Source organism: Shewanella glacialimarina, from assembly GCF_020511155.1.
GTDB classification, from domain to species: Bacteria; Pseudomonadota; Gammaproteobacteria; order Enterobacterales; family Shewanellaceae; genus Shewanella; species Shewanella glacialimarina.
In genome coordinates, this window is record NZ_CP041216.1 from 4,278,649 (window position 1) to 4,301,431 (window position 22,783).

The window sequence follows — 22,783 nt, forward strand, 5'->3', positions numbered from 1 at the left end:
TCCTATTTACCACGAGGCTTACGCTTAGGTTGCTGCTTTGGCTCTTCAATAGCAGGCATCATACCGTCTAGAACTTCGCCTTTGAAGATCCAAACTTTAATACCAATCACACCATATTGCGTGTGACTTTCAGCTGTTGAATAGTCGATATCAGCACGTAAAGTATGTAAAGGTACACGACCTTCACGATACCATTCTGCACGTGCGATTTCAGCACCACCTAAACGGCCGCTAACTTGAACCTTGATGCCTTGAGCACCAATACGCATTGCGTTTTGAACCGCGCGCTTCATAGCACGACGGAACATAACACGGCGCTCTAATTGCTGTGCAATACTGTCAGCAACAAGCTTAGCGTCTAATTCAGGCTTACGGATTTCAGCGATGTTGATTTGAGCAGTAGTGCCTGTGATTTTAGACACATATGCACGTAGTACTTCAACGTCTTCACCTTTCTTACCAATCACAACACCTGGACGGGCAGTGTGAATAGTAACGCGGATGCTTTTCGCTGGGCGTTCAATGACAATCTTAGATACTGATGCGGCCTTTAACTTTTCAGTTAAATATTGACGCACTTCCCAGTCGCTGTTCAGATTATTTGCATAGTCTGATCCATCTGCGTACCAGGTAGAGATCCAAGGCTTAGTGATACCCAAACGGATACCATTAGGATGTACTTTCTGTCCCATTGCTCTCTTCTCCTAGCGATCTGATACAACCACAGTAATGTGGCTGGTACGCTTCATGATACGATCAGCGCGACCTTTGGCACGTGGCATGATACGCTTCATAGTTGGGCCTTCATCTACGAAGACGGCTCCAACTTTAAGCTCATCAATATCCGCACCTTCGTTGTGTTCGGCGTTTGCTATAGCTGAGTCAAGTACTTTTTTAACTAGTACGGCGGCTTTCTTGGGGCTGAATGTCAAAATCTCGAGTGCCTTAGAAACAGGCAATCCGCGAATTTGATCAGCAACTAGACGGGCCTTCTGCGCAGACGTACGAGCAAAACGATGTTTAGCTAAAACTTCCATCTTATTCCTCCCGTATTAACGCTTCTTCGCTTTCTTATCTGCAGCATGGCCGCGATAAGTGCGAGTTGGTGAAAATTCACCAAGCTTGTGGCCGATCATTTCGTCAGTTACGAACACAGGTACGTGCTGACGACCATTATGGACAGCGATGGTCAACCCAATCATATTAGGGATGATCATTGAGCGGCGAGACCAAGTTTTAATTGGCTTTTTATCTCCCGCTTCCATCGCTTTCTCTACCTTCTTCAGCAAGTGCAGGTCAATGAAGGGACCTTTCTTGAGAGAACGTGGCATGGCGAATCCTCTTACTATTTATTACGACGACGTACGATGTACTTGTCAGTGCGCTTATTACTACGAGTTTTGTAACCCTTAGTTGGCACACCCCATGGACTCACTGGATGGCGTCCACCAGAAGTACGGCCTTCACCACCACCATGTGGATGGTCTACTGGGTTCATTGCAACACCACGCACTGTTGGGCGTACGCCTCTCCAGCGCTTAGCACCTGCTTTACCTAATTGGCGTAGCATGTGTTCGGCATTTCCAACTTCACCAAATGTCGCGCGGCAATCAACTGGAACTTTACGCATTTCGCCAGAGCGAAGACGTAGAGTTGCATATGCGCCATCACGAGCAACAACTTGTACATAGGCACCAGCTGAACGAGCGATTTGAGCACCTTTACCAGGCTTCATTTCTACTGCGTGAACAACTGAACCAACAGGAATGTTGCGTAACGGTTTAGCGTTACCAGTTTTGATTTCAGCATCATTACCAGATTGGATTGGATCGCCAGATTTCATGCCTTTAGCAGCAAGAATATAACGACGCTCACCATCTGCGTATAATACTAAAGCAATGTGCGCAGTACGGTTTGGATCGTACTCAATACGCTCAACTTTTCCTGGAATTCCATCTTTATCGCGTTTGAAGTCGATTAGACGGTAATGTTGCTTGTGACCACCACCGATGTGACGGACAGTGATACGGCCAGTATTGTTACGGCCACCACTTTTAGTTTTTCTCGCCAACAGGCCAGCAAAAGGTTTACCCTTATGCAGATCCGTATTCACCACTTTAACTACGTGGCGACGACCTGGAGAGGTTGGCTTACACTTAATAACTGCCATGATAATTCTCCTTTGCTTACTCAGCGCCGCCGACGAAATCGATGTCAGCACCAGCAGCTAAAGTAACATAAGCTTTTTTCCAATCGCTGCGACGGCCAGTACGGGCGCCAGTACGTTTGGTTTTACCTTTGTTAACTAAAGTGCGAACTGTATCTACTTCAACTTCAAATAGCTTCGCTACTGCAGCTTTGATCTCTGCTTTAGTCGCATCGATTGCTACGCGGAAAACTACAGTGTTGTTTTTCTCTGCAACAACAGTACTCTTTTCAGAGATGTGCGGAGCAAGAATAACTTTTAGCAAACGTTCTTCGGTGATCATGCTAGCATCTCCTCAATTTGCTTCACTGCATCAGCAGTAACAAGAACAGTGTTAAACGCAATTAGACTTACTGGGTCTAGACCCGCAACGTCACGTACGTCAACTTTGTATAAGTTGCGAGCTGCTAAGAATAAATTCTCATCAACTTCTGCAGTAACAATTAGAACATCTTGTAAGTTCATTGCTGCTAATTTAGCTTTCAGCTCTTTAGTTTTAGGAGCTTCAACACTAAATGATTCAACAACAACTAGACGCTCTTGACGTACCAATTCCGAAAATATGCTACGAAGAGCACCACGGTACATCTTTTTGTTAACTTTTTGGCTGTGATCTTGAGTTTTAGCAGCGAATGTTACGCCACCGCCACGCCAGATCGGGCCTTTAACACTACCGGCACGAGCACGGCCAGTGCCTTTTTGGCGCCAAGGCTTTTTGCCTGAGCCAATAACTTCCGCGCGCGTCTTTTGGGCACGAGTGCCTTGACGTGCGTTTGCAGCGTAAGCTACAACTACCTGATGAACCAATGCCTCGTTAAAGTCACGGCCGAAGGTAGTTTCGGAAACTTCAAGAGCGCTCTGCGCGTCTTTCAATACCAATTCCATTACTATCTCCTCAGACCTTAAGCTTTAACTGCTGGCTTGATAATCAAGTCACCATTGGTAGCGCCTGGAACAGCGCCGCGTACTAATATCAAGTTACGCTCTGCATCAACACGTACAACGTGTAAATTTTGAGTAGTTACTTGTTCAGCACCCATATGGCCTGACATCTTCTTGCCTTTGAATACACGACCGGGCGTTTGGTTCTGACCGATAGAACCATTCGAGCGGTGAGCCAAAGAGTTACCGTGAGTCATATCTTGGGTACGGAAGTTCCAACGCTTGACGCCGCCTTGGAAACCTTTACCTTTTGATTGACCGGTAACGTCTACTTTCGCCACTTCTGCGAAAATATCAACATTAAGCTCAGCACCAACTTCAATGCCTTCGCCTTCACCATCTGCTAGACGCACTTCCCATAAACCACGACCGGCAACTACGCCGCCCTTGGCAAAATGACCTGCTTCTGCTTTAGTGATGCGATTGGCTTTTTTGGTACCTGTAGTTAACTGTAGTGCACGGTAGCCGTCAGTTTCTAAAGTTTTCACTTGAGTAACACGGTTGCCAGCTACTTCAATAACTGTTACTGGGATTGACGTACCATCTTCAGTGAAGATGCGAGTCATACCCACTTTACGACCAATAAGACCGATAGCCATCTCTCAAACCTCTTCTAAGGATCTCAATTAACCTAAGCTAATCTGAACGTCGACACCAGCCGCAAGATCTAAACGCATAAGCGCGTCTACTGTCTTTTCTGTTGGCTCTACGATGTCAACTAAGCGCTTGTGTGTACGAATTTCATACTGATCACGAGCATCTTTGTTAACGTGCGGAGAGATCAAAACGGTATAACGCTCTTTGCGTGTAGGTAGTGGAATAGGACCACGGACCTGCGCGCCTGTACGCTTAGCAGTTTCAACGATTTCCGCTGTAGACTGATCAATTAAACGATGATCAAAGCCTTTCAAGCGGATACGGATTCTTTGGTTCTGCATTGACCAGAGCTCCTAAAATGGACACATAAAAAATCACCCTCTTGCTACTTCCTGATCGGAAATGCAGAGCGAGATGATTTAACCGTTCGACTCCCAATCGGAGTCGCTATGAATATGAAAAGCCTAATCGACTCTTCTTTCGCTCACTGCACTAGTGCAGCGAGTGGGCAATTATACAGATCTGGTTTATAAGATCAAGGCCCTTTGTGCGTTATATTAAAATAAGTCTACACAATTCGTTGCGCAGCATTTTACACAATTATTGTCAAAATACTAGTAAATTTTTTACAAAAAAAAAGGAAGCCTAAGCTTCCTTTTTCAGTGTTAACTAAATTCGCAATTAAGCAATAATTTTAGCTACAACACCAGCACCAACTGTACGGCCACCTTCACGGATAGCGAAACGTAAACCGTCGTCCATCGCGATTGGGTAAATCAAAGTAACAACCATCTTGATGTTGTCACCAGGCATTACCATTTCTACACCTTCCGGCAATTCAATAGTACCAGTTACGTCCGTTGTACGGAAGTAGAACTGTGGACGGTATCCTTTGAAGAATGGAGTGTGACGTCCGCCTTCTTCTTTTGATAACACGTATACTTCTGATTCGAAAGTAGTGTGTGGGTTGATTGAACCAGGCTTAGCTAGTACTTGGCCACGTTCTACGTCATCACGCTTAGTACCACGTAATAACACACCACAGTTCTCGCCAGCACGACCTTCGTCAAGTAGCTTACGGAACATTTCTACACCAGTACAAGTTGTTTTAGTAGTGTCTTTAACACCTACAATTTCAACTTCGTCTGATACGCGTACAATACCACGCTCAACACGACCAGTTACCACTGTACCACGACCTGAAATCGAGAATACGTCTTCGATTGGTAGTAGGAATGGCTTATCGATGTCACGCTCTGGCTCTGGAATATAAGTATCTAAAGCTTCAGCTAGTTCAAGAATTTTAGCTTCCCATTCCGGCTGGCCTTCTAGTGCCTTAAGCGCAGAACCTTGGATAACTGGTAAGTCATCGCCTGGGAAGTCGTATTCTGAAAGAAGTTCACGAACTTCCATCTCTACTAATTCTAGTAATTCTTCGTCATCTACCATGTCACATTTGTTCATGAATACGATGATGAAAGGTACGCCAACCTGACGTGAAAGCAGGATGTGCTCACGAGTCTGTGGCATTGGGCCGTCTGTAGCAGCTACTACTAAGATTGCGCCGTCCATCTGTGCAGCACCAGTGATCATGTTTTTAACATAATCCGCGTGACCTGGACAGTCTACGTGTGCGTAGTGACGAACTGGTGTGTCATATTCGATGTGAGAAGTATTAATTGTAATACCGCGCTCACGCTCTTCTGGAGCGTTATCGATTTGAGCGAAGTTTTTAACTTCACCACCATAAGTCTTAGCTAACACAGCAGAAATAGCTGCAGTTAAAGTTGTTTTACCATGGTCAACGTGACCGATGGTGCCTACGTTTACGTGAGGCTTTTTACGTTCAAATTTAGCTTTTGCCACGATATATTCCTTTCTTTTCAGAAGTGCTCGTTTAATTCGAGCAATATAACATTTATGCCGTAACCAATATTAGTTACGAGATTCTATAATCGCTTTTGCAATGTTTTGTGGTGCATCTGCGTACTTCAAGAACTCCATAGAGTAAGAAGCACGGCCCTGAGATGCTGAACGCAAATCAGTCGCATAACCAAACATTTCAGATAGAGGGACTACGGCTTGGATAAGTTTAACACCAGCGATGCCATCTTCCATACCTTCAATTATGCCACGACGGCGGTTTAAGTCACCTACTACGTCGCCCATATAATTTTCAGGTGTAGTCACTTCTACTTTCATACAAGGTTCGAGCAACACGGGGGTAGCTTCTAGCGCACCCTTTTTGAAGCCCATAGAACCCGCAATCTTAAACGCCATCTCATTCGAATCCACATCATGATATGAACCATCGAATAAAGTGACCTTTACGTCAAGTACAGGGTAGCCAGCTAAAACGCCGTTCTTCATCTGTTCTTGAATACCTTTGTCAACGGCAGGAATAAATTCACGAGGAACTGTACCACCTACAATTTCATTGACAAATTCATAGCCTTCACCTTCTTCACGGGGATCAATTCTTAGCCATACATGACCAAATTGACCTCGCCCACCGGATTGGCGTATAAACTTACCTTCTACTTCAACACTGGAACGAATAGTCTCACGATAGGCAACCTGTGGTTTACCTACGTTACACTCAACACCAAATTCACGTCGCATACGATCTACGATAATGTCTAAGTGTAGCTCACCCATTCCAGATATCAGTATTTGAGCTGAATCATCATCGGTTTCGACCTTGAATGATGGATCTTCCGCTGCTAATTTTTGCAACGCAATGCCCATTTTATCTTGGTCTGCTTTTGAACGAGGCTCAACAGCAATGGTAATTACTGGTTCTGGGAACTCCATGCGCTCTAGAATCACTTTATGATCTATATCGCAAAGAGTATCACCGGTTGTGACATCTTTTAAACCAATTGCCGCAGCTATATCACCAGCGCGCACTTCTTTTAACTCAGAGCGATCATTTGCGTGCATTTGCACCATACGACCAATTCGTTCACGTTTCTGTTTAACAGAATTGTAAACGGCTGCACCTGATTGAAGTACACCGGAATATACGCGGATAAAGGTAAGTGTTCCAACAAATGGATCAGTTGCTATCTTAAAAGCTAATGCCGCAAAAGGGGCATTATCATCAGATGGACGTTCTACTTCTTGCTCGTCTTCATCAATACCTTTAATTGCAGGTACATCAACTGGCGCAGGCAAGAAATCGACCACCGCATCCAATACTGCCTGAACACCTTTGTTCTTAAATGCCGAACCGCAGGTTGCTAAGACAATTTCATTATTGATAGTGCGCTGACGCAATGCATGCTTAATCTCAATTTCTGATAGCTCACCTGTTTCCAAGTATTTATCCATCAGTTCATCAGAGGCTTCAGCAGCGGCTTCCATAAGGTACTCACGCATATCTGCCGCCTTAGCAACAAGATGTGCTGGAATTTCTTCATAAGTGAATGTCATCCCTTGGTCTTCTTCAGACCAATTGATGGCTTTCATCTTAATCAAATCAATAACCCCTTTAAAATCCTCTTCTGTACCAATATTCATTTGAATAGGTACACAAGTGGCTCCAAGACGATTACGGATTTGTTTGATAACACGGTCAAAGTCAGCACCTGTACGATCCATCTTGTTAACAAATACAATGCGCGGAACGCGATATTTGTCAGCTTGACGCCATACGGTTTCTGATTGAGGTTCAACGCCTGATGAGCCACAGAAGACAACAACTGCACCATCTAACACACGTAATGAACGCTCAACTTCAATAGTGAAATCAACGTGACCTGGGGTATCGATGATATTAATACGGTGTTCAGTGAACTGAGCATCCATACCACGCCAGAAAGTGGTAACAGCAGCCGAGGTAATTGTAATACCACGCTCTTGCTCTTGTACCATCCAGTCCGTTGTGGCGGCGCCGTCATGCACCTCACCAATTTTATGAGACAGACCGGTATAGAACAAAACACGTTCAGTTGTGGTAGTTTTACCTGCGTCCACATGAGCGACGATGCCGATATTTCGGTAACGCTCAATTGGGGTTGTACGAGCCACGATTATACCCTCTCAACTAAAGCAAAATTTGCTTTAGACAATATCAACAATATGGAGCGGGCTAATGCCCGCTCCATTATATTACCAACGGTAATGAGCAAACGCTTTGTTAGCTTCTGCCATGCGGTGAACGTCTTCACGTTTCTTAACCGCAGTACCTTTGTTTTCAGACGCATCTAGCATTTCACCTGCTAGACGTAGAGCCATAGATTTTTCACCACGTTTGCGAGCAGCTTCAACTAACCAGCGCATCGCTAGTGCGTTACGACGCACTGGACGAACTTCACATGGTACTTGATAAGTAGAACCACCAACGCGACGAGATTTAACTTCGACTGATGGACGTACGTTATCAAGAGCTGCTTCAAGGATTGATAAATGATCTTCGCTTTTCTTTTCAGCGACAACATCTAACGCCTTGTAGATAATTTTTTCTGCAGTCGACTTTTTGCCGTCTTGCATAATGACGTTGATGAACTTAGCCAACAACTCACTGTGAAACTTTGGATCTGGTAGGATTTTACGTTGTCCTACAACGCGACGTCTTGGCATATTAATTCTCCGTATGCTTCAGGTATTTCCAAAACTGGAATGTTAAATAATACTAGCTTGGCCTTACTTCTAACGGGATACGTTAAGACTTAGGACGCTTAGCACCGTATTTAGAACGGCCTTGGCGACGTGTAGTCACGCCTGCACAATCTAATGCGCCACGAACAGTGTGGTAACGCACACCAGGTAAGTCTTTAACACGACCACCACGGATTAGGATTACACTATGCTCTTGCAAGTTATGGCCTTCACCACCGATGTACGAAGTTACTTCGAAACCGTTAGTAAGACGCACACGAGCTACTTTACGTAGGGCAGAGTTAGGTTTTTTTGGTGTTGTAGTGTACACACGAGTACAAACACCACGTTTTTGTGGGCACGCATTCAACGCAGGCACATTAGTCTTTTCGACTTTTGGCGCACGTGGCTTACGTACCAACTGGTTTACAGTTGCCATGTATAGCTCCGACAGTTGAATTACTCAACAATTAGGTGTGAAAAATCTATATCCCACAATGGTGGGACGCGGAATTTTAGAAAGGTAATGCCAATCTGTCAAGAAATAGCCAACTTTTGATCGAAATTCGAATAAAAAAGGCGCCAAAGGCGCCTTTTTTAACATTTTCGCAACTTAATTTTAGCTTCCTGCCAAATTAAGTAAGTCTGCTAAGTTCTGTTCAGCTTCGCTTGCGGTCACTTTTGGTGCTTCAACCTTGCCACCAGAAGCGGCTGCTTTAGCACGTTCTTCGTTACGAGTCTTGTGATAAGCATAACCAGTACCCGCTGGGATCAAACGACCTACGATTACGTTTTCTTTCAGACCACGTAATGGATCGCTCTTGCCACCGACGGCTGCTTCAGTTAGAACACGAGTCGTTTCTTGGAACGATGCTGCAGAGATGAATGATTCGGTAGCCAAAGAAGCTTTGGTAATACCTAATAAATCACGCTCAAACAATGCCGGCATCTTGCCTTGCGCTTCGAGTTCGCGGTTAGCGATCTTAACGCGAGCCACTTCAGCTTGCTCACCTTCTAAGAAATCAGTGTCGCCTGAAGATGTGATAATACACTTACGTAGCATCTGACGAATGATCACTTCGATATGCTTATCGTTGATCTTCACACCCTGGAGGCGATAAACGTCCTGTACTTCGTTAACGATGTAGTTTGCTACATGATGTATACCACGAAGACGTAAGATGTCGTGTGCCGCTTCAGGGCCGTCAGCAATAACTTCACCACGTTCGACTTTTTCACCTTCGAACACGTTCAAGTTACGCCACTTAGGGATCATTTCTTCATAATGTTCACTGCCATCTGCAGGAGTGATCACTAGACGACGTTTACCCTTAGTTTCCTTACCGAACGAAATCGTACCAGAGATTTCTGCAAGAATTGCAGGCTCTTTTGGCTTACGCGCTTCGAATAAATCAGCAACACGTGGAAGACCACCGGTGATGTCGCGTGTTTTAGACGATTCCTGCGGAATACGTGCTAATGCGTCACCAACGTTAATTTTCGCGTTATCATCTTTTGCTACGATCGCATTACCCGGTAAGAAGTATTGAGCTGGTACTTCAGTACCAGGGATCATTAAGTCATTACCATTAGCATCCACTAAGCGGATTGCTGGGCGCATTTCTTTACCCGCCGAAGTACGTGCGCCAACGTCAAGTACAACAACAGAAGAAAGACCTGTTAACTCATCTGTTTGACGTGTCATGGTTACGCCGTCGATCATATCAACGAACTTAACTGTACCGGCAACTTCAGAAATAATTGGATGCGTATGTGGATCCCAGTTAGCAATTATATCGCCAGCTGACACTTCAGTATCTTCCAGTTTTTCTAAAACTGTACCGTAAGGCACTTTGTAACGTTCTTTCTCACGACCAAGCTCATCGATGATTGCTAGCTCAGAAGAACGAGAAACAATTACAAGCTTGCCGTCAATGTTAGAAACATGCTTAGCATTGTGTAACTTCAGAGAACCCGAGTTCTTAACTTGAACGTTGTTTTCAGCAGAAGCTCGAGATGCCGCACCACCAATGTGGAACGTACGCATTGTTAACTGTGTACCTGGTTCACCAATTGACTGTGCTGCAACAACACCAATGGCTTCACCGTGGTTAATGATATGGCCACGAGCCAGATCACGACCGTAACATGCCGCACAAACACCAAAGTCAGTATCACATGTAATTACAGAGCGTACGATAACTTCATCGATGCTGTGCTCTTCTAATGTGTCACACCATGCTTCATCTAATAGTGTGTTACGAGGCGCTAATACTTCTTCAGTACCTGGCTTCATCACATCAATTGCGACAACACGGCCCAATACGCGTTCACGTAATGGCTCAACAACATCACCACCTTCAATAAGCGGCTTCATTGTTAAACCGTGTTCAACACCACAATCATCTTCAATAACCACTAAATCTTGTGCAACGTCAACAAGACGACGAGTTAGATAACCCGAGTTAGCTGTTTTCAATGCGGTATCGGCAAGACCTTTACGCGCACCGTGAGTAGAAATAAAGTACTGAAGTACGTTTAGGCCTTCACGGAAGTTAGCCGTAATTGGGGTTTCGATAATTGAGCCATCAGGCTTAGCCATCAAACCACGCATACCCGCTAGCTGACGGATCTGTGCAGCACTACCACGAGCGCCCGAGTCAGCCATCATATAGATGCTGTTGAACGAAGCTTGTTGCTCTGGCACGCCATCACGGTTAATCACTGTCTCAATTGACAGGTTTTCCATCATAGCTTTCGATACTTTTTCGTTGGCAGATGCCCAGATATCGATAACTTTGTTGTAACGTTCACCCGCAGTCACAAGACCAGACTGGAACTGCTCTTGAATTTCAAGCACTTCAGCTTCAGCGTCTGCAACTAAGGTATATTTCTCGTCAGGAATAACCATGTCATCGATACCTACAGAGGCACCAGAGATGGTTGCAAAACGGAAACCGGTATACATTAACTGGTCAGCAAAGATAACAGTATCTTTAAGACCTAGTTGACGATAACAAGTGTTCAACAATTTAGAAATCTGCTTCTTACCCATGTTTTGGTTAACCAAATCATATGATAAGCCTTCTGGCAGAATTAACGATAAAAGTGCACGGCCGACTGTGGTATCAACGATACGAGTCGCTTTAGTTCTTTCACCATCTTCAGCAATAGTAGTTTCAGTTATACGTACTTTAACGCGTGCATGTATCTCTGCAGCACCAGTAGCATATGCTTTCTCTACTTCTGACACATCAGCGAATGCCATACCTTCACCGCGGCCATTAATGCATTCGCGGCTAGTGTAGTACAAACCTAATACAACGTCTTGAGACGGCGTAATTACTGGCTCACCGTTAGCAGGTGACAGAATGTTGTTGGTAGACATCATTAGCGCACGAGCTTCTAATTGAGCTTCAAGCGTTAATGGTACGTGTACCGCCATTTGGTCACCGTCGAAGTCAGCGTTATACGCCGCACAAACTAACGGATGTAATTGAATCGCTTTACCTTCAATCAGAACAGGTTCAAAGGCTTGAATACCGAGTCTGTGAAGTGTTGGTGCACGGTTAAGCATGACTGGATGTTCACGAATCACTTCGTCTAATACATCCCATACTTCAGCCTGTTCACGCTCAACCATTTTCTTAGCAGCTTTAATAGTCGTTGCTAAACCACGACCTTCTAACTTGCCATAGATGAATGGTTTGAATAGCTCAAGTGCCATCTTCTTAGGAAGACCACACTGGTGCAAACGTAAAGTAGGACCTACGGTAATTACCGAACGGCCTGAATAGTCAACACGCTTACCTAGTAAGTTTTGACGGAAACGACCTTGCTTACCTTTGATCATATCAGCCAAAGATTTTAAAGGACGTTTGTTAGAACCGGTAATAGCACGACCGCGACGACCGTTATCTAATAGCGCATCAACTGACTCTTGCAACATACGTTTTTCGTTACGTACGATAATGTCAGGCGCAGCTAAATCTAACAGACGCTTCAAACGGTTGTTACGGTTAATCACACGACGGTATAGATCGTTAAGATCAGATGTCGCGAAACGACCACCATCTAACGGCACTAATGGACGTAGATCAGGTGGAAGAACCGGTAATACTTTTAAGATCATCCACTCTGGTTTGTTACCAGATGTGAAGAATGCTTCCATCAATTTCAAACGCTTAGTCACTTTTTTGCGACGAGTTTCTGAATTGATTGATGGTAATTCTTCGCGCATTTGCTCGATTTGTTGCTCAAGATCGATAGCACGTAGCAATTCTAAAACTGCCTCAGCACCCATCTTAGCTTCGAACTCATCGCCGTACTCTTCTAACGCATCTAAATACGTTTCTTCAGTCAGCATTTGGCCGCGCTCAAGCGTGGTCATGCCAGGCTCGATCACTACAAATGATTCAAAGTATAGAACACGCTCAATATCACGTAACGTCATATCTAGCATTAAGCCGATACGAGACGGTAATGATTTTAAGAACCAAATGTGGGCAACTGGGCTAGCCAGTTCAATGTGACCCATGCGCTCACGACGCACTTTAGTCTGGGTAACTTCTACGCCACACTTTTCACAAATGACACCACGATGCTTCAAACGCTTGTATTTACCACACAAACATTCGTAATCTTTAACCGGACCAAAGATACGCGCACAGAACAAACCTTCACGTTCAGGTTTGAATGTACGGTAGTTAATCGTTTCTGGTTTTTTAACTTCACCAAATGACCAAGAGCGGATTAGATCAGGCGAAGCCAATCCAATTTTAATTCCGCTAAATTCTTCAGTCTTGCTTTGCTGTTTAAGAAACTTTAATAAGTCTTTCACGTTTCTCTCCTGAAGGAGTTAAACCAGGTGCTTTGCTGATGCAAAGCACCCTTGGTTACCAAACATTGCTTAAGTGCGATGCTTACCCTTGATCCAGCTCGATATTAATACCGAGTGAACGAATTTCTTTCAACAATACGTTGAAAGATTCAGGCATGCCTGGCTGCATCTGATGGTTACCGTCGACGATGTTTTTATACATCTGAGTACGACCGTTAACGTCATCTGACTTAACCGTTAGCATTTCCTGCAGAGTATATGCTGCACCGTATGCTTCAAGTGCCCACACTTCCATCTCACCGAAACGTTGACCACCGAATTGAGCTTTACCGCCCAATGGTTGTTGAGTCACTAAGCTGTACGAACCGGTTGAACGGGCGTGCATCTTGTCATCAACTAAGTGGTTCAGTTTAAGCATATACATATAACCAACGGTTACTTTACGCTCAAACTCGTTACCGGTACGGCCGTCACATAATGTTAACTGACCAGACTCAGGTAAGCCTGCAAGAGCAAGCATCTGCTTGATCTCTTTCTCTTTAGCACCATCGAAAGCGGGTGTTGCTATTGGGATACCACCTTTAAGGTGAGTCGCCAAACGCACAACTTCATCATCAGTAAACGAGTCGATATCAACGCGCTGTAACACGTCATCGCCTAACTCATAAACTTGTTTGATGTAATCACGAAGTACGGCAATTTCACGTTGCTCTTCAAGCATAGCGGTAATCTTATTACCAATGCCTTTCGCAGCAGCACCCATGTGGACTTCTAATACCTGACCGATGTTCATACGCGATGGTACGCCCAATGGGTTAAGTACGATGTCTACTGGATTACCTTCTTCATCATATGGCATATCTTCGACTGGACAAATCTTCGAGATAACACCTTTGTTACCATGACGACCAGCCATTTTATCACCAGGCTGGATAGTACGCTTAACCGCTAAGTAAACCTTAACAATTTTAAGTACGCCAGGTGCTAAATCATCACCTTGAGTGATCTTACGACGCTTAGTTTCAAACTTCTTATCAAAGTCAGCGCGCAGCTCTTCGTGCTGTTCAGCTAACTGTTCAAGTTCAGTCTGTTTTGCTTCATCGTCAATCACTTGGATTAGCAAGTCTTTACGTGGTAACTCAGCTAACTTAGCTTCAGAGAAACCGGCAGCCAATAACAAGTTACGCGCACGGCCTAATACACCGTCTTCAAGGATCTTGAACTCTTCGCCTAAGTCTTTACGAGCTTGGCGAACATGCATGTCTTCGATTTCAAGAGCACGCTTGTCTTTTTCAACGCCGTCACGGGTAAATACCTGGACGTCGATGATGGTGCCTTTCACTGAGTTAGGAACACGTAGTGAGCTGTCCTTAACATCTGAAGCTTTCTCACCAAAAATAGCTCGGAGTAGTTTCTCTTCTGGAGTTAATTGTGTTTCACCCTTAGGTGTCACTTTACCCACAAGAATATCGCCGCCCTTCACTTCTGCACCAATATAAACGATACCAGATTCATCTAATTTAGATAAAGCAGACTCGCCTACGTTTGGAATATCAGCTGTGATTTCTTCGCTACCCAATTTAGTATCACGAGCAATACAAGAAAGCTCTTGGATATGGATAGTAGTGAAACGATCTTCTTGCGCAACGCGCTCAGAAATTAAGATCGAATCTTCGAAGTTATAACCATTCCAAGGCATGAACGCGATGCGCATGTTTTGACCTAGGGCCAATTCGCCAAGATCCGTAGAAGGACCATCAGCTAACACATCACCACGAACCACTGGATCACCAGCAAAACAACAAGGACGTTGGTTAATACAGGTATTTTGGTTTGAACGGGTATATTTTGTTAGGTTATAAATGTCGATACCCGCTTCGCCTGCGCGGAGCTCGTCTTCATTTACTTTAACAACGATACGGCTAGCATCAACATAGTCAACCACACCGCCACGCTTAGCCACAACCACAACACCAGAGTCAACAGCAAGAGTACGTTCAATACCGGTACCTACTAACGGCTTATCAGCACGCAGTGTAGGAACGGCTTGACGTTGCATGTTTGCACCCATCAATGCACGGTTAGCATCATCGTGTTCTAAGAACGGAATTAATGACGCTGCAACAGAAATAATCTGTTGTGGCGAAACGTCCATGTACTGAACGTCAGCAGCACGCATAAAGGTAGATTCACCTTTATGACGACATGCAATTTGGTCTTCAACCATACGGCCAGCAGCATCAACTTCGATGTTAGCCTGTGCAATAACGTAACGACCTTCTTCGATTGCTGATAAGTATTCAACCTCATCAGTAATCACACCCTCTACCACTTTACGGTATGGCGTTTCTAGGAAGCCGTACGAGTTTGTACGAGCAAAACTGGCTAGCGAGTTGATTAGACCAATGTTTGGCCCCTCAGGGGTCTCAATTGGACATAAACGACCATAGTGAGTTGGATGTACGTCACGGACTTCAAAGCCTGCGCGTTCACGGGTCAAACCACCAGGACCAAGGGCAGAAATACGACGTTTATGCGTCACCTCTGACAATGGATTGTTTTGGTCCATAAACTGTGACAACTGTGAAGAACCGAAAAACTCTTTCACTGCCGCAGAAATTGGCTTAGCGTTAATTAAGTCTTGCGGCATTAATTCGTTTAAATCGCCTAAAGATAGACGTTCACGAACCGCACGCTCAACACGGACTAGACCAACACGGAATTGGTTTTCAGCCATCTCACCTACGCTACGAATACGACGGTTACCTAAGTGGTCAATATCGTCGACTTCATCGTAACCGTTACGGATTTCGATGATTTTCTTCATAACACAAACGATGTCTTCTTTCGATAGAACGCCTGAACCTTCATCTTCAGCAATCTCAAGACGACGGTTAAACTTCATACGACCTACTTTTGATAAGTCATAACGTTCTTCACTGAAGAATAGGTTTTGGAATAAACCTTCAGCAGCATCTTTGGTTGGTGGCTCGCCAGGACGCATCATACGGTAGATTTCAACTAGCGCTTCTAAGCGGTTAGTTGTTGAATCTATGCGCAGTGTATCTGCGATATAAGCACCATGATCAAGATCATTGATAAATAACGTATCAATTTCTTTAATGCCGGCTAATGACAAATTAGCTAAATCTTCTAAAGAGATTTCGCTGTTTGCTGTCACTAATACTTCACCAGTATCTTCATCGATATAATCTTGTGCAGCATACTTACCAACAATATAATCCACTGGCACTTCAAGCTCAGTGGTGTTGGTTTTTTCAAGTTGCTTAATATGGCGCGCAGTAATACGACGGCCAGCTTCAACTAACAGACTGCCTTCAGCATCTTTAATGTCATAGCTAGCTGTCTCACCGCGTAAGCGATCAGGAACTAATGACATCACTAAAGAATCTTTCTTAATCTTGAACTGAATACGCTCAAAGAATAAGTCTAGGATGTCTTGAGTAGAAAAATCTAACGCACGTAGCATGATAGTCGCAGGTAATTTACGACGACGGTCAATACGGACGAATAATGCGTCTTTAGGATCGAATTCAAAGTCAAGCCATGAACCACGGTAAGGAATAATACGTGCGTTATAAAGCACTTTACCGGAAGAGTGGGTTTTACCACGGTCATGATCAAAGAATACGCCAGGACTACGGTGTAACTGAGACACAATAACACGCTCAGTACCGTTGATAACGAACGTACCGTTATCAGTCATCAATGGGATATCACCCATGTAGACTTCTTGTTCTTTGATATCTTTTACTGTGCCAGCTGCAGCTTCACGATCAAACAACACCATGCGTAATTTAACGCGTAGTGGAGCTGAATAAGTGACACCACGGATCTGACATTCTTTCACATCAAAAACTGGCTCGCCTAGTTTGTAGCTGACATATTGCAGCTCAGAATAACCAGAAAAGCTCTTGATAGGAAAAACGCTACGAAATGCCGCTTCAAAACCGCGTTCACCCGTAGGATCTTGATCGGTGAACTTCTTAAAAGAGTCTAACTGGATAGACAATAGATAAGGGATGTCCAAAACCTTTGGACGCTTACCAAAATCTTTGCGAATACGCTTCTTTTCAGAATAGGAGTAAACCATGGGTTTCCTCTACTTACTAATGTGACCAAGACTGAAATATATTAATTTTTTAATATAAATCAGCGCGTTTGCCCGTCACCGTTGTCGCAAGAACCTAACCAGTAATCTCTGCTAGGAACTGCTAAAACTGGCGATAAACGGTGAATAAAAAATCGCCTGCGCATAAAGCGCAAAAAAGGCCGACGGTTAAAAAACCGCCAGCCTTCACCCAATTGCTTGGGTGAGTAAGTTAATTAAAACTTACTTAACTTCAACAGATGCGCCAGCAGCTTCTAATTCAGCTTTAAGTGCAGCAGCTTCTTCTTTAGAGATAGCTTCTTTAACAGCAATCGGTGAAGATTCAGACATAGTCTTAGCTTCTTTCAGGCCTAGACCTGTAGCGCTACGTAGTGCTTTAATAACAGCAACTTTGTTTTCGCCGTGTGAAGTAAGAATTACGTCGAATTCTGTTTGCTCTTCAGCAACAGCAGCATCGCCGCCACCAGAAACTACTGCAGCTGCAGCAGAAACGCCGAATTTTTCTTCCATTGCTTCGATTAGTTCAACAACTTCCATTACAGACATTGCTGCGAAAGCTTCTAAGATTTGGTCTTTAGTGATAGACATTAGAAATATTTCCTATTGTTCTGAATTCAATTTTATTAAGCGGCCAACTTATAATTAAGCGGCTTCTTGTTTTTGATCGCGAAGGGCGGCCAATGTACGTACGAACTTGCCAGCAGATGCTTCTTTCATAGTCATCATTAACTGAGCTAGTGCTTCGTCGTATGTTGGTAGTTTCGCTAAACGATCAATATCAGCTGCAGGGATAAACATCCCTTCGAAAGCTGCACCTTTAACTTCAAACTTTGCTTGCTCTTTAGCGAAATCTTTTAAAAGACGCGCTGCAGCACCTGGGTGCTCTAGAGAGAAAGCGATTAAAGTTGGGCCAGTAAACGTTTCTGCAAGGCATTCAAATGAAGTACCTTCAACAGCACGCTTAGCTAAAGTGTTACGTACTACGCGTACATAAACACCATTAGCACGAGCTGCTTTACGCAGAACGGTCATGGCACTTACAGTTACACCGCGTGAATCGGCGACAACTGCAGAAAGTGCACCTTTGGCAGCTTCGTTGACTTCAGCAACAATTGCCTTTTTGTCTTCGAGTCTTAATGCCATTAGGCTTTACTCCTGGATTCTACCTAGGGAAATCCCTAGTATTTACCAAACCAAATACAATATGTAGATGGCTACTTACGGTGCAGATTTTCCAGTAAAAAAATTTAGCTGGGGCCTGACACCGTCTACGCAGGAAATTAAGTAAATCTTACGATAAACACCTGCGGTCTTGGACGGAAACTCGCTTTGTACCCGAAATACCTTAACGTATTAAGTTAATATCAAGCAAAAGGAGCTTCAACCCACAATTTGCGCGCATTATAGACTAATGTGCGCTAATTGTAAAATTACTTAATGTCTTCCAAGCTAGCTTGGTCAACTGCAACACCTGCACCCATAGTGGTAGAGATGCTGACTTTTTTCACGTAAATGCCTTTAGCAACTGCAGGCTTAGCCTTTTTCAGTGCTGACACTAACGCTTCTAAGTTTTCTTTTAACTGTTCAGTCGTGAAATCCACTTTACCGATAGTAGTGTGGATAATACCGTTCTTGTCGTTGCGGTAACGAACTTGACCAGCTTTAGCATTCTTCACTGCTTCTGCAACGTTAGGCGTTACAGTACCAGTTTTAGGGTTAGGCATTAAACCACGTGGGCCTAAGATTTGACCTAACATACCAACAACGCGCATTGCGTCTGGTGATGCGATAACAACGTCAAAGTTCATTTCGCCAGCTTTAATTTGAGCCGCTAGGTCGTCCATACCCACAAGTTCAGCACCCGCAGCTTTAGCCGCTTCAGCGTTTGCACCTTGAGTGAATACAGCAACACGAACGTCACGACCAGTACCGTGTGGAAGTACAGTAGCACCACGCACGTTTTGATCTGATTTACGAGGATCGATACCAAGGTTAACAGCTACGTCAACACTTTCTACGAATTTAGCTGTTGCTAATTCTTTTAAAAGTGCTACTGCTTCGTTGATGTCATACTGCTTAGTACCATCAACTTTTTCGCGAATTACGCGAGCGCGTTTACTTAGCTTTGCCATTATATTAGTCCTCTACTACCAAACCCATTGAACGTGCAGTACCTTCAATTGAGCGAGTCATCGCTTCAATATCAGCACCAGTCATATCAGCCGCTTTAGATTCAGCAATTTCCTGAACAGCGCTACGCTTGATAGTTCCTACTTTCTGTGTATTAGGACGGCCTGAACCTGATTTCAAACCTGCTGCTTTAAGCAGTAGGAAAGATGCAGGTGGAGTCTTAGTTTCAAAAGTGAAAGAACGGTCACTGTATACAGTGATAACAACAGGAATTGGCATACCTTTTTCGAACTTTTCAGTACGAGCGTTGAATGCTTTACAGAATTCCATGATGTTCACACCTTTTTGACCTAAAGCAGGACCAACTGGTGGAGACGGGTTTGCAGCACCGGCTGCTACTTGTAGCTTAATATAAGCTTCAATCTTCTTTGCCATGTCGACATTTCCTCTATTTGGGTTCAAACGCATCTTGGCGACATGCCAATTTGCTCCCCCTGAAACAACGGGTGCGAATTATACAAAAATCCACACCCGCAAACAATCAATATTTTGTGGTTATTTTAATCAGCTTTTTTCAACTTGATGAAAATCAAGTTCAACAGGTGTTGAGCGACCAAAAATCATCACAGAAACTTTAACGCGATTCTTCTCATAATCGACTTCTTCGATAGTTCCGTTAAAGTCAGCAAATGGTCCGTCACACACACGAACCACTTCACCTGGCTCATAAATAACACGGTGTGTCGGCGAAGTAACAGTGTCTTGTAAACGCTGTAATATGTTATTAGCTTCTTTCTCTGAAATCGGCGCAGGACGATCTGATGTTCCACCAATAAAGCCCATTACACGAGGAATGCTCTTTACTAAGTGCCAACTATCATCATTCATTTCCATTTGGACTAACACATAGCCCGGAAAGAATTTACGCTCACTTTTACGACGTTGACCTGCACGCATTTCAACGACTTCTTCTGTTGGCACTAAAATCTCGCCGAAGTAATCTTCCATACTGTGCATTTTGATATGTTCAAGTAGTGTTTTAAGTACACGACCTTCATAACCTGAAAAGGCTTGAATAACATACCATCTTTTCTTCGCTTCTGTAGCTTCAGTCATGTTTAAATGCCTATACGCCTGTAATTAAATTCACAACTCGCAATAAGATTGCGTCTAATCCCCAAAGGATCAATGCAACAACACCTGTTGCAGCAAGAACAATAAACGTTGTGGTAAGAGCTTCTTGGCGAGTTGGCCAGATCACTTTACGCACTTCAATATGTGCTTCGCGAGCAAATGAAAGTGCTTGCTTACCTTTAACGGTTTGAAATGCTATGAAGCCAGCAATTGCAAAAGTGACAATTACACCAGCAACACGGGCCACTACACTGGCTTCTGCAAAAAATTGGTTAGCTATAACTGCTGCTAAAACTAGCAATACAGCCACGCTCCACTTCACGATATCCAGAGAATTACCCTGGCTTTCAGTACTTGTTGTCATCTGTTAATTCCGTTACTCAATACGACCTGAGCTTAGCAACAGTGAACTGCCACTACATTCCCGAGTTACCCCAGAAACTATCACAGCACAGGGTCAAAAATCGGTCATAGATTGTATTCTGATTCAGCTCTATTCGCAACATGACTGGTGGTCTTATGCGAATAAATCAGTAAAAAACTTGCATTTTATCTTAACGCAGGCAGCCAAAACAAAAAAGGAAGCCTAAGCTTCCTTTTTCAGTGTTAACTAAATTCGCAATTAAGCAATAATTTTAGCTACAACACCAGCACCAACTGTACGGCCACCTTCACGGATAGCGAAACGTAAACCGTCGTCCATCGCGATTGGGTAAATCAAAGTAACAACCATCTTGATGTTGTCACCAGGCATTACCATTTCTACACCTTCCGGCAATTCAATAGTACCAGTTACGTCCGTTGTACGGAAGTAGAACTGTGGACGGTATCCTTTGAAGAATGGAGTGTGACGTCCGCCTTCTTCTTTTGATAACACGTATACTTCTGATTCGAAAGTAGTGTGTGGGTTGATTGAACCAGGCTTAGCTAGTACTTGGCCACGTTCTACGTCATCACGCTTAGTACCACGTAATAACACACCACAGTTCTCGCCAGCACGACCTTCGTCAAGTAGCTTACGGAACATTTCTACACCAGTACAAGTTGTTTTAGTAGTGTCTTTAACACCTACAATTTCAACTTCGTCTGATACGCGTACAATACCACGCTCAACACGACCAGTTACCACTGTACCACGACCTGAAATCGAGAATACGTCTTCGATTGGTAGTAGGAATGGCTTATCGATGTCACGCTCTGGCTCTGGAATATAAGTATCTAAAGCTTCAGCTAGTTCAAGAATTTTAGCTTCCCATTCCGGCTGGCCTTCTAGTGCCTTAAGCGCAGAACCTTGGATAACTGGTAAGTCATCGCCTGGGAAGTCGTATTCTGAAAGAAGTTCACGAACTTCCATCTCTACTAATTCTAGTAATTCTTCGTCATCTACCATGTCACATTTGTTCATGAATACGATGATGAAAGGTACGCCAACCTGACGTGAAAGCAGGATGTGCTCACGAGTCTGTGGCATTGGGCCGTCTGTAGCAGCTACTACTAAGATTGCGCCGTCCATCTGTGCAGCACCAGTGATCATGTTTTTAACATAATCCGCGTGACCTGGACAGTCTACGTGTGCGTAGTGACGAACTGGTGTGTCATATTCGATGTGAGAAGTATTAATTGTAATACCGCGCTCACGCTCTTCTGGAGCGTTATCGATTTGAGCGAAGTTTTTAACTTCACCACCATAAGTCTTAGCTAACACAGCAGAAATAGCTGCAGTTAAAGTTGTTTTACCATGGTCAACGTGACCGATGGTGCCTACGTTTACGTGGGGCTTCTTACGTTCAAATTTAGCTTTTGCCATGGTATAGCCTCAATCCAATAGTTTGGTGATGAAAACACACACATAATAAAAATCCGATGCATATAAATATGACATCGAATCGTTTTTTAGTCAGGCGATTATTTTTTGTAGGATGTTGCTGATAAGCATGGTTGTAAGACCGACTAACCCTGACAAAAGGTCTGCTCAATTAATTGAGCTGTATCAGCGAACAATTGGAGCGGATGGCGGGAATCGAACCCGCGTTATCAGCTTGGAAGGCTGGAGTAATACCATTATACGACATCCGCGCAACCTACATAGGCTACCTAACTACCTAAAAAATGGTGGAGGGAGAAGGATTCGAACCTTCGAAGGCTGAGCCGTCAGATTTACAGTCTGATCCCTTTGGCCACTCGGGAACCCCTCCAGAAA

The 22,783-nt window shown here is 44.0% G+C and carries 21 protein-coding genes and 2 tRNA genes; all 23 read right to left on the reverse strand.

What is annotated here, in order from left to right:
• Positions 1-2: 2 nt before the first annotated feature.
• A complete protein-coding gene (rpsC, locus tag FJ709_RS18755) occupies positions 3-692 on the reverse strand; it encodes a 30S ribosomal protein S3 (protein WP_226411984.1) in 690 nt (229 codons plus the stop codon).
• A gap of 12 nt (positions 693-704) precedes the next feature.
• Positions 705-1,037 (reverse strand): 50S ribosomal protein L22, encoded by a 333-nt coding sequence (gene rplV / locus FJ709_RS18760; protein WP_160056441.1) that lies wholly within the window; start codon positions 1,035-1,037, stop codon positions 705-707.
• Positions 1,038-1,052: 15 nt separating this feature from the next.
• A complete protein-coding gene (gene rpsS, locus FJ709_RS18765) occupies positions 1,053-1,331 on the reverse strand; it encodes a 30S ribosomal protein S19 (RefSeq protein WP_006083596.1) in 279 nt (92 codons plus the stop codon).
• A 14-nt stretch (positions 1,332-1,345) separates the two neighbouring features.
• Entirely contained in the window at positions 1,346-2,170 is an 825-nt protein-coding gene (gene rplB / locus FJ709_RS18770) for a 50S ribosomal protein L2 (RefSeq protein ID WP_226411985.1), read from the reverse strand.
• A 16-nt stretch (positions 2,171-2,186) separates the two neighbouring features.
• Positions 2,187-2,489 carry a 50S ribosomal protein L23 gene (rplW, locus tag FJ709_RS18775; RefSeq protein ID WP_226411987.1) on the reverse strand — a complete coding sequence of 101 codons (303 nt, stop codon included), beginning with the start codon at positions 2,487-2,489 and terminating at the stop codon, positions 2,187-2,189.
• A complete protein-coding gene (gene rplD / locus FJ709_RS18780) occupies positions 2,486-3,091 on the reverse strand; it encodes a 50S ribosomal protein L4 (protein WP_226411989.1) in 606 nt (201 codons plus the stop codon). The genes rplW and rplD overlap by 4 nt, the downstream gene beginning before the upstream one ends.
• Before the next feature lie 17 nt (positions 3,092-3,108).
• The gene (gene rplC / locus FJ709_RS18785) at positions 3,109-3,747 is read right to left on the reverse strand and encodes a 50S ribosomal protein L3 (protein ID WP_226411991.1); all 639 of its coding nucleotides are present in this window, start codon (positions 3,745-3,747) and stop codon (positions 3,109-3,111) included.
• A gap of 27 nt (positions 3,748-3,774) precedes the next feature.
• Positions 3,775-4,086 carry a 30S ribosomal protein S10 gene (gene rpsJ / locus FJ709_RS18790; protein ID WP_011635639.1) on the reverse strand — a complete coding sequence of 104 codons (312 nt, stop codon included), beginning with the start codon at positions 4,084-4,086 and terminating at the stop codon, positions 3,775-3,777.
• Positions 4,087-4,426: 340 nt separating this feature from the next.
• Positions 4,427-5,611 (reverse strand): elongation factor Tu, encoded by a 1,185-nt coding sequence (gene tuf / locus FJ709_RS18795; RefSeq protein ID WP_226411993.1) that lies wholly within the window; start codon positions 5,609-5,611, stop codon positions 4,427-4,429.
• 69 nt (positions 5,612-5,680) lie between these two features.
• Positions 5,681-7,777: an elongation factor G gene (gene fusA, locus FJ709_RS18800; protein ID WP_226411995.1), complete on the reverse strand. Its 2,097-nt coding sequence runs from the start codon at positions 7,775-7,777 to the stop codon at positions 5,681-5,683.
• 81 nt (positions 7,778-7,858) lie between these two features.
• Positions 7,859-8,329: a 30S ribosomal protein S7 gene (gene rpsG / locus FJ709_RS18805; protein ID WP_226411997.1), complete on the reverse strand. Its 471-nt coding sequence runs from the start codon at positions 8,327-8,329 to the stop codon at positions 7,859-7,861.
• Positions 8,330-8,411: 82 nt separating this feature from the next.
• Complete coding sequence (gene rpsL, locus FJ709_RS18810) at positions 8,412-8,786, reverse strand: 30S ribosomal protein S12 (protein WP_025823559.1); 375 nt, start codon at positions 8,784-8,786, stop codon at positions 8,412-8,414.
• Between the two features lie 180 nt (positions 8,787-8,966).
• Complete coding sequence (gene rpoC / locus FJ709_RS18815) at positions 8,967-13,187, reverse strand: DNA-directed RNA polymerase subunit beta' (protein WP_226411999.1); 4,221 nt, start codon at positions 13,185-13,187, stop codon at positions 8,967-8,969.
• Between the two features lie 82 nt (positions 13,188-13,269).
• Positions 13,270-17,301: a DNA-directed RNA polymerase subunit beta gene (gene rpoB / locus FJ709_RS18820; RefSeq protein WP_226412001.1), complete on the reverse strand. Its 4,032-nt coding sequence runs from the start codon at positions 17,299-17,301 to the stop codon at positions 13,270-13,272.
• A gap of 240 nt (positions 17,302-17,541) precedes the next feature.
• A complete protein-coding gene (gene rplL / locus FJ709_RS18825) occupies positions 17,542-17,907 on the reverse strand; it encodes a 50S ribosomal protein L7/L12 (protein ID WP_226412003.1) in 366 nt (121 codons plus the stop codon).
• A gap of 54 nt (positions 17,908-17,961) precedes the next feature.
• Complete coding sequence (rplJ, locus tag FJ709_RS18830; protein WP_226412005.1) at positions 17,962-18,462, reverse strand: 50S ribosomal protein L10; 501 nt, start codon at positions 18,460-18,462, stop codon at positions 17,962-17,964.
• 287 nt (positions 18,463-18,749) lie between these two features.
• A complete protein-coding gene (gene rplA / locus FJ709_RS18835) occupies positions 18,750-19,451 on the reverse strand; it encodes a 50S ribosomal protein L1 (protein ID WP_226412007.1) in 702 nt (233 codons plus the stop codon).
• A gap of 4 nt (positions 19,452-19,455) precedes the next feature.
• The gene (rplK, locus tag FJ709_RS18840) at positions 19,456-19,884 is read right to left on the reverse strand and encodes a 50S ribosomal protein L11 (RefSeq protein ID WP_182771917.1); all 429 of its coding nucleotides are present in this window, start codon (positions 19,882-19,884) and stop codon (positions 19,456-19,458) included.
• A gap of 129 nt (positions 19,885-20,013) precedes the next feature.
• Entirely contained in the window at positions 20,014-20,565 is a 552-nt protein-coding gene (gene nusG, locus FJ709_RS18845) for a transcription termination/antitermination protein NusG (RefSeq protein ID WP_226412009.1), read from the reverse strand.
• A gap of 10 nt (positions 20,566-20,575) precedes the next feature.
• A complete protein-coding gene (secE, locus tag FJ709_RS18850) occupies positions 20,576-20,947 on the reverse strand; it encodes a preprotein translocase subunit SecE (RefSeq protein WP_226412011.1) in 372 nt (123 codons plus the stop codon).
• A gap of 258 nt (positions 20,948-21,205) precedes the next feature.
• Positions 21,206-22,390 carry an elongation factor Tu gene (tuf, locus tag FJ709_RS18855; protein ID WP_226411993.1) on the reverse strand — a complete coding sequence of 395 codons (1,185 nt, stop codon included), beginning with the start codon at positions 22,388-22,390 and terminating at the stop codon, positions 21,206-21,208.
• A 195-nt stretch (positions 22,391-22,585) separates the two neighbouring features.
• Positions 22,586-22,659, reverse strand: a tRNA-Gly gene (locus FJ709_RS18860).
• 34 nt (positions 22,660-22,693) lie between these two features.
• Positions 22,694-22,778, reverse strand: a tRNA-Tyr gene (locus tag FJ709_RS18865).
• Positions 22,779-22,783 lie beyond the last annotated feature (5 nt).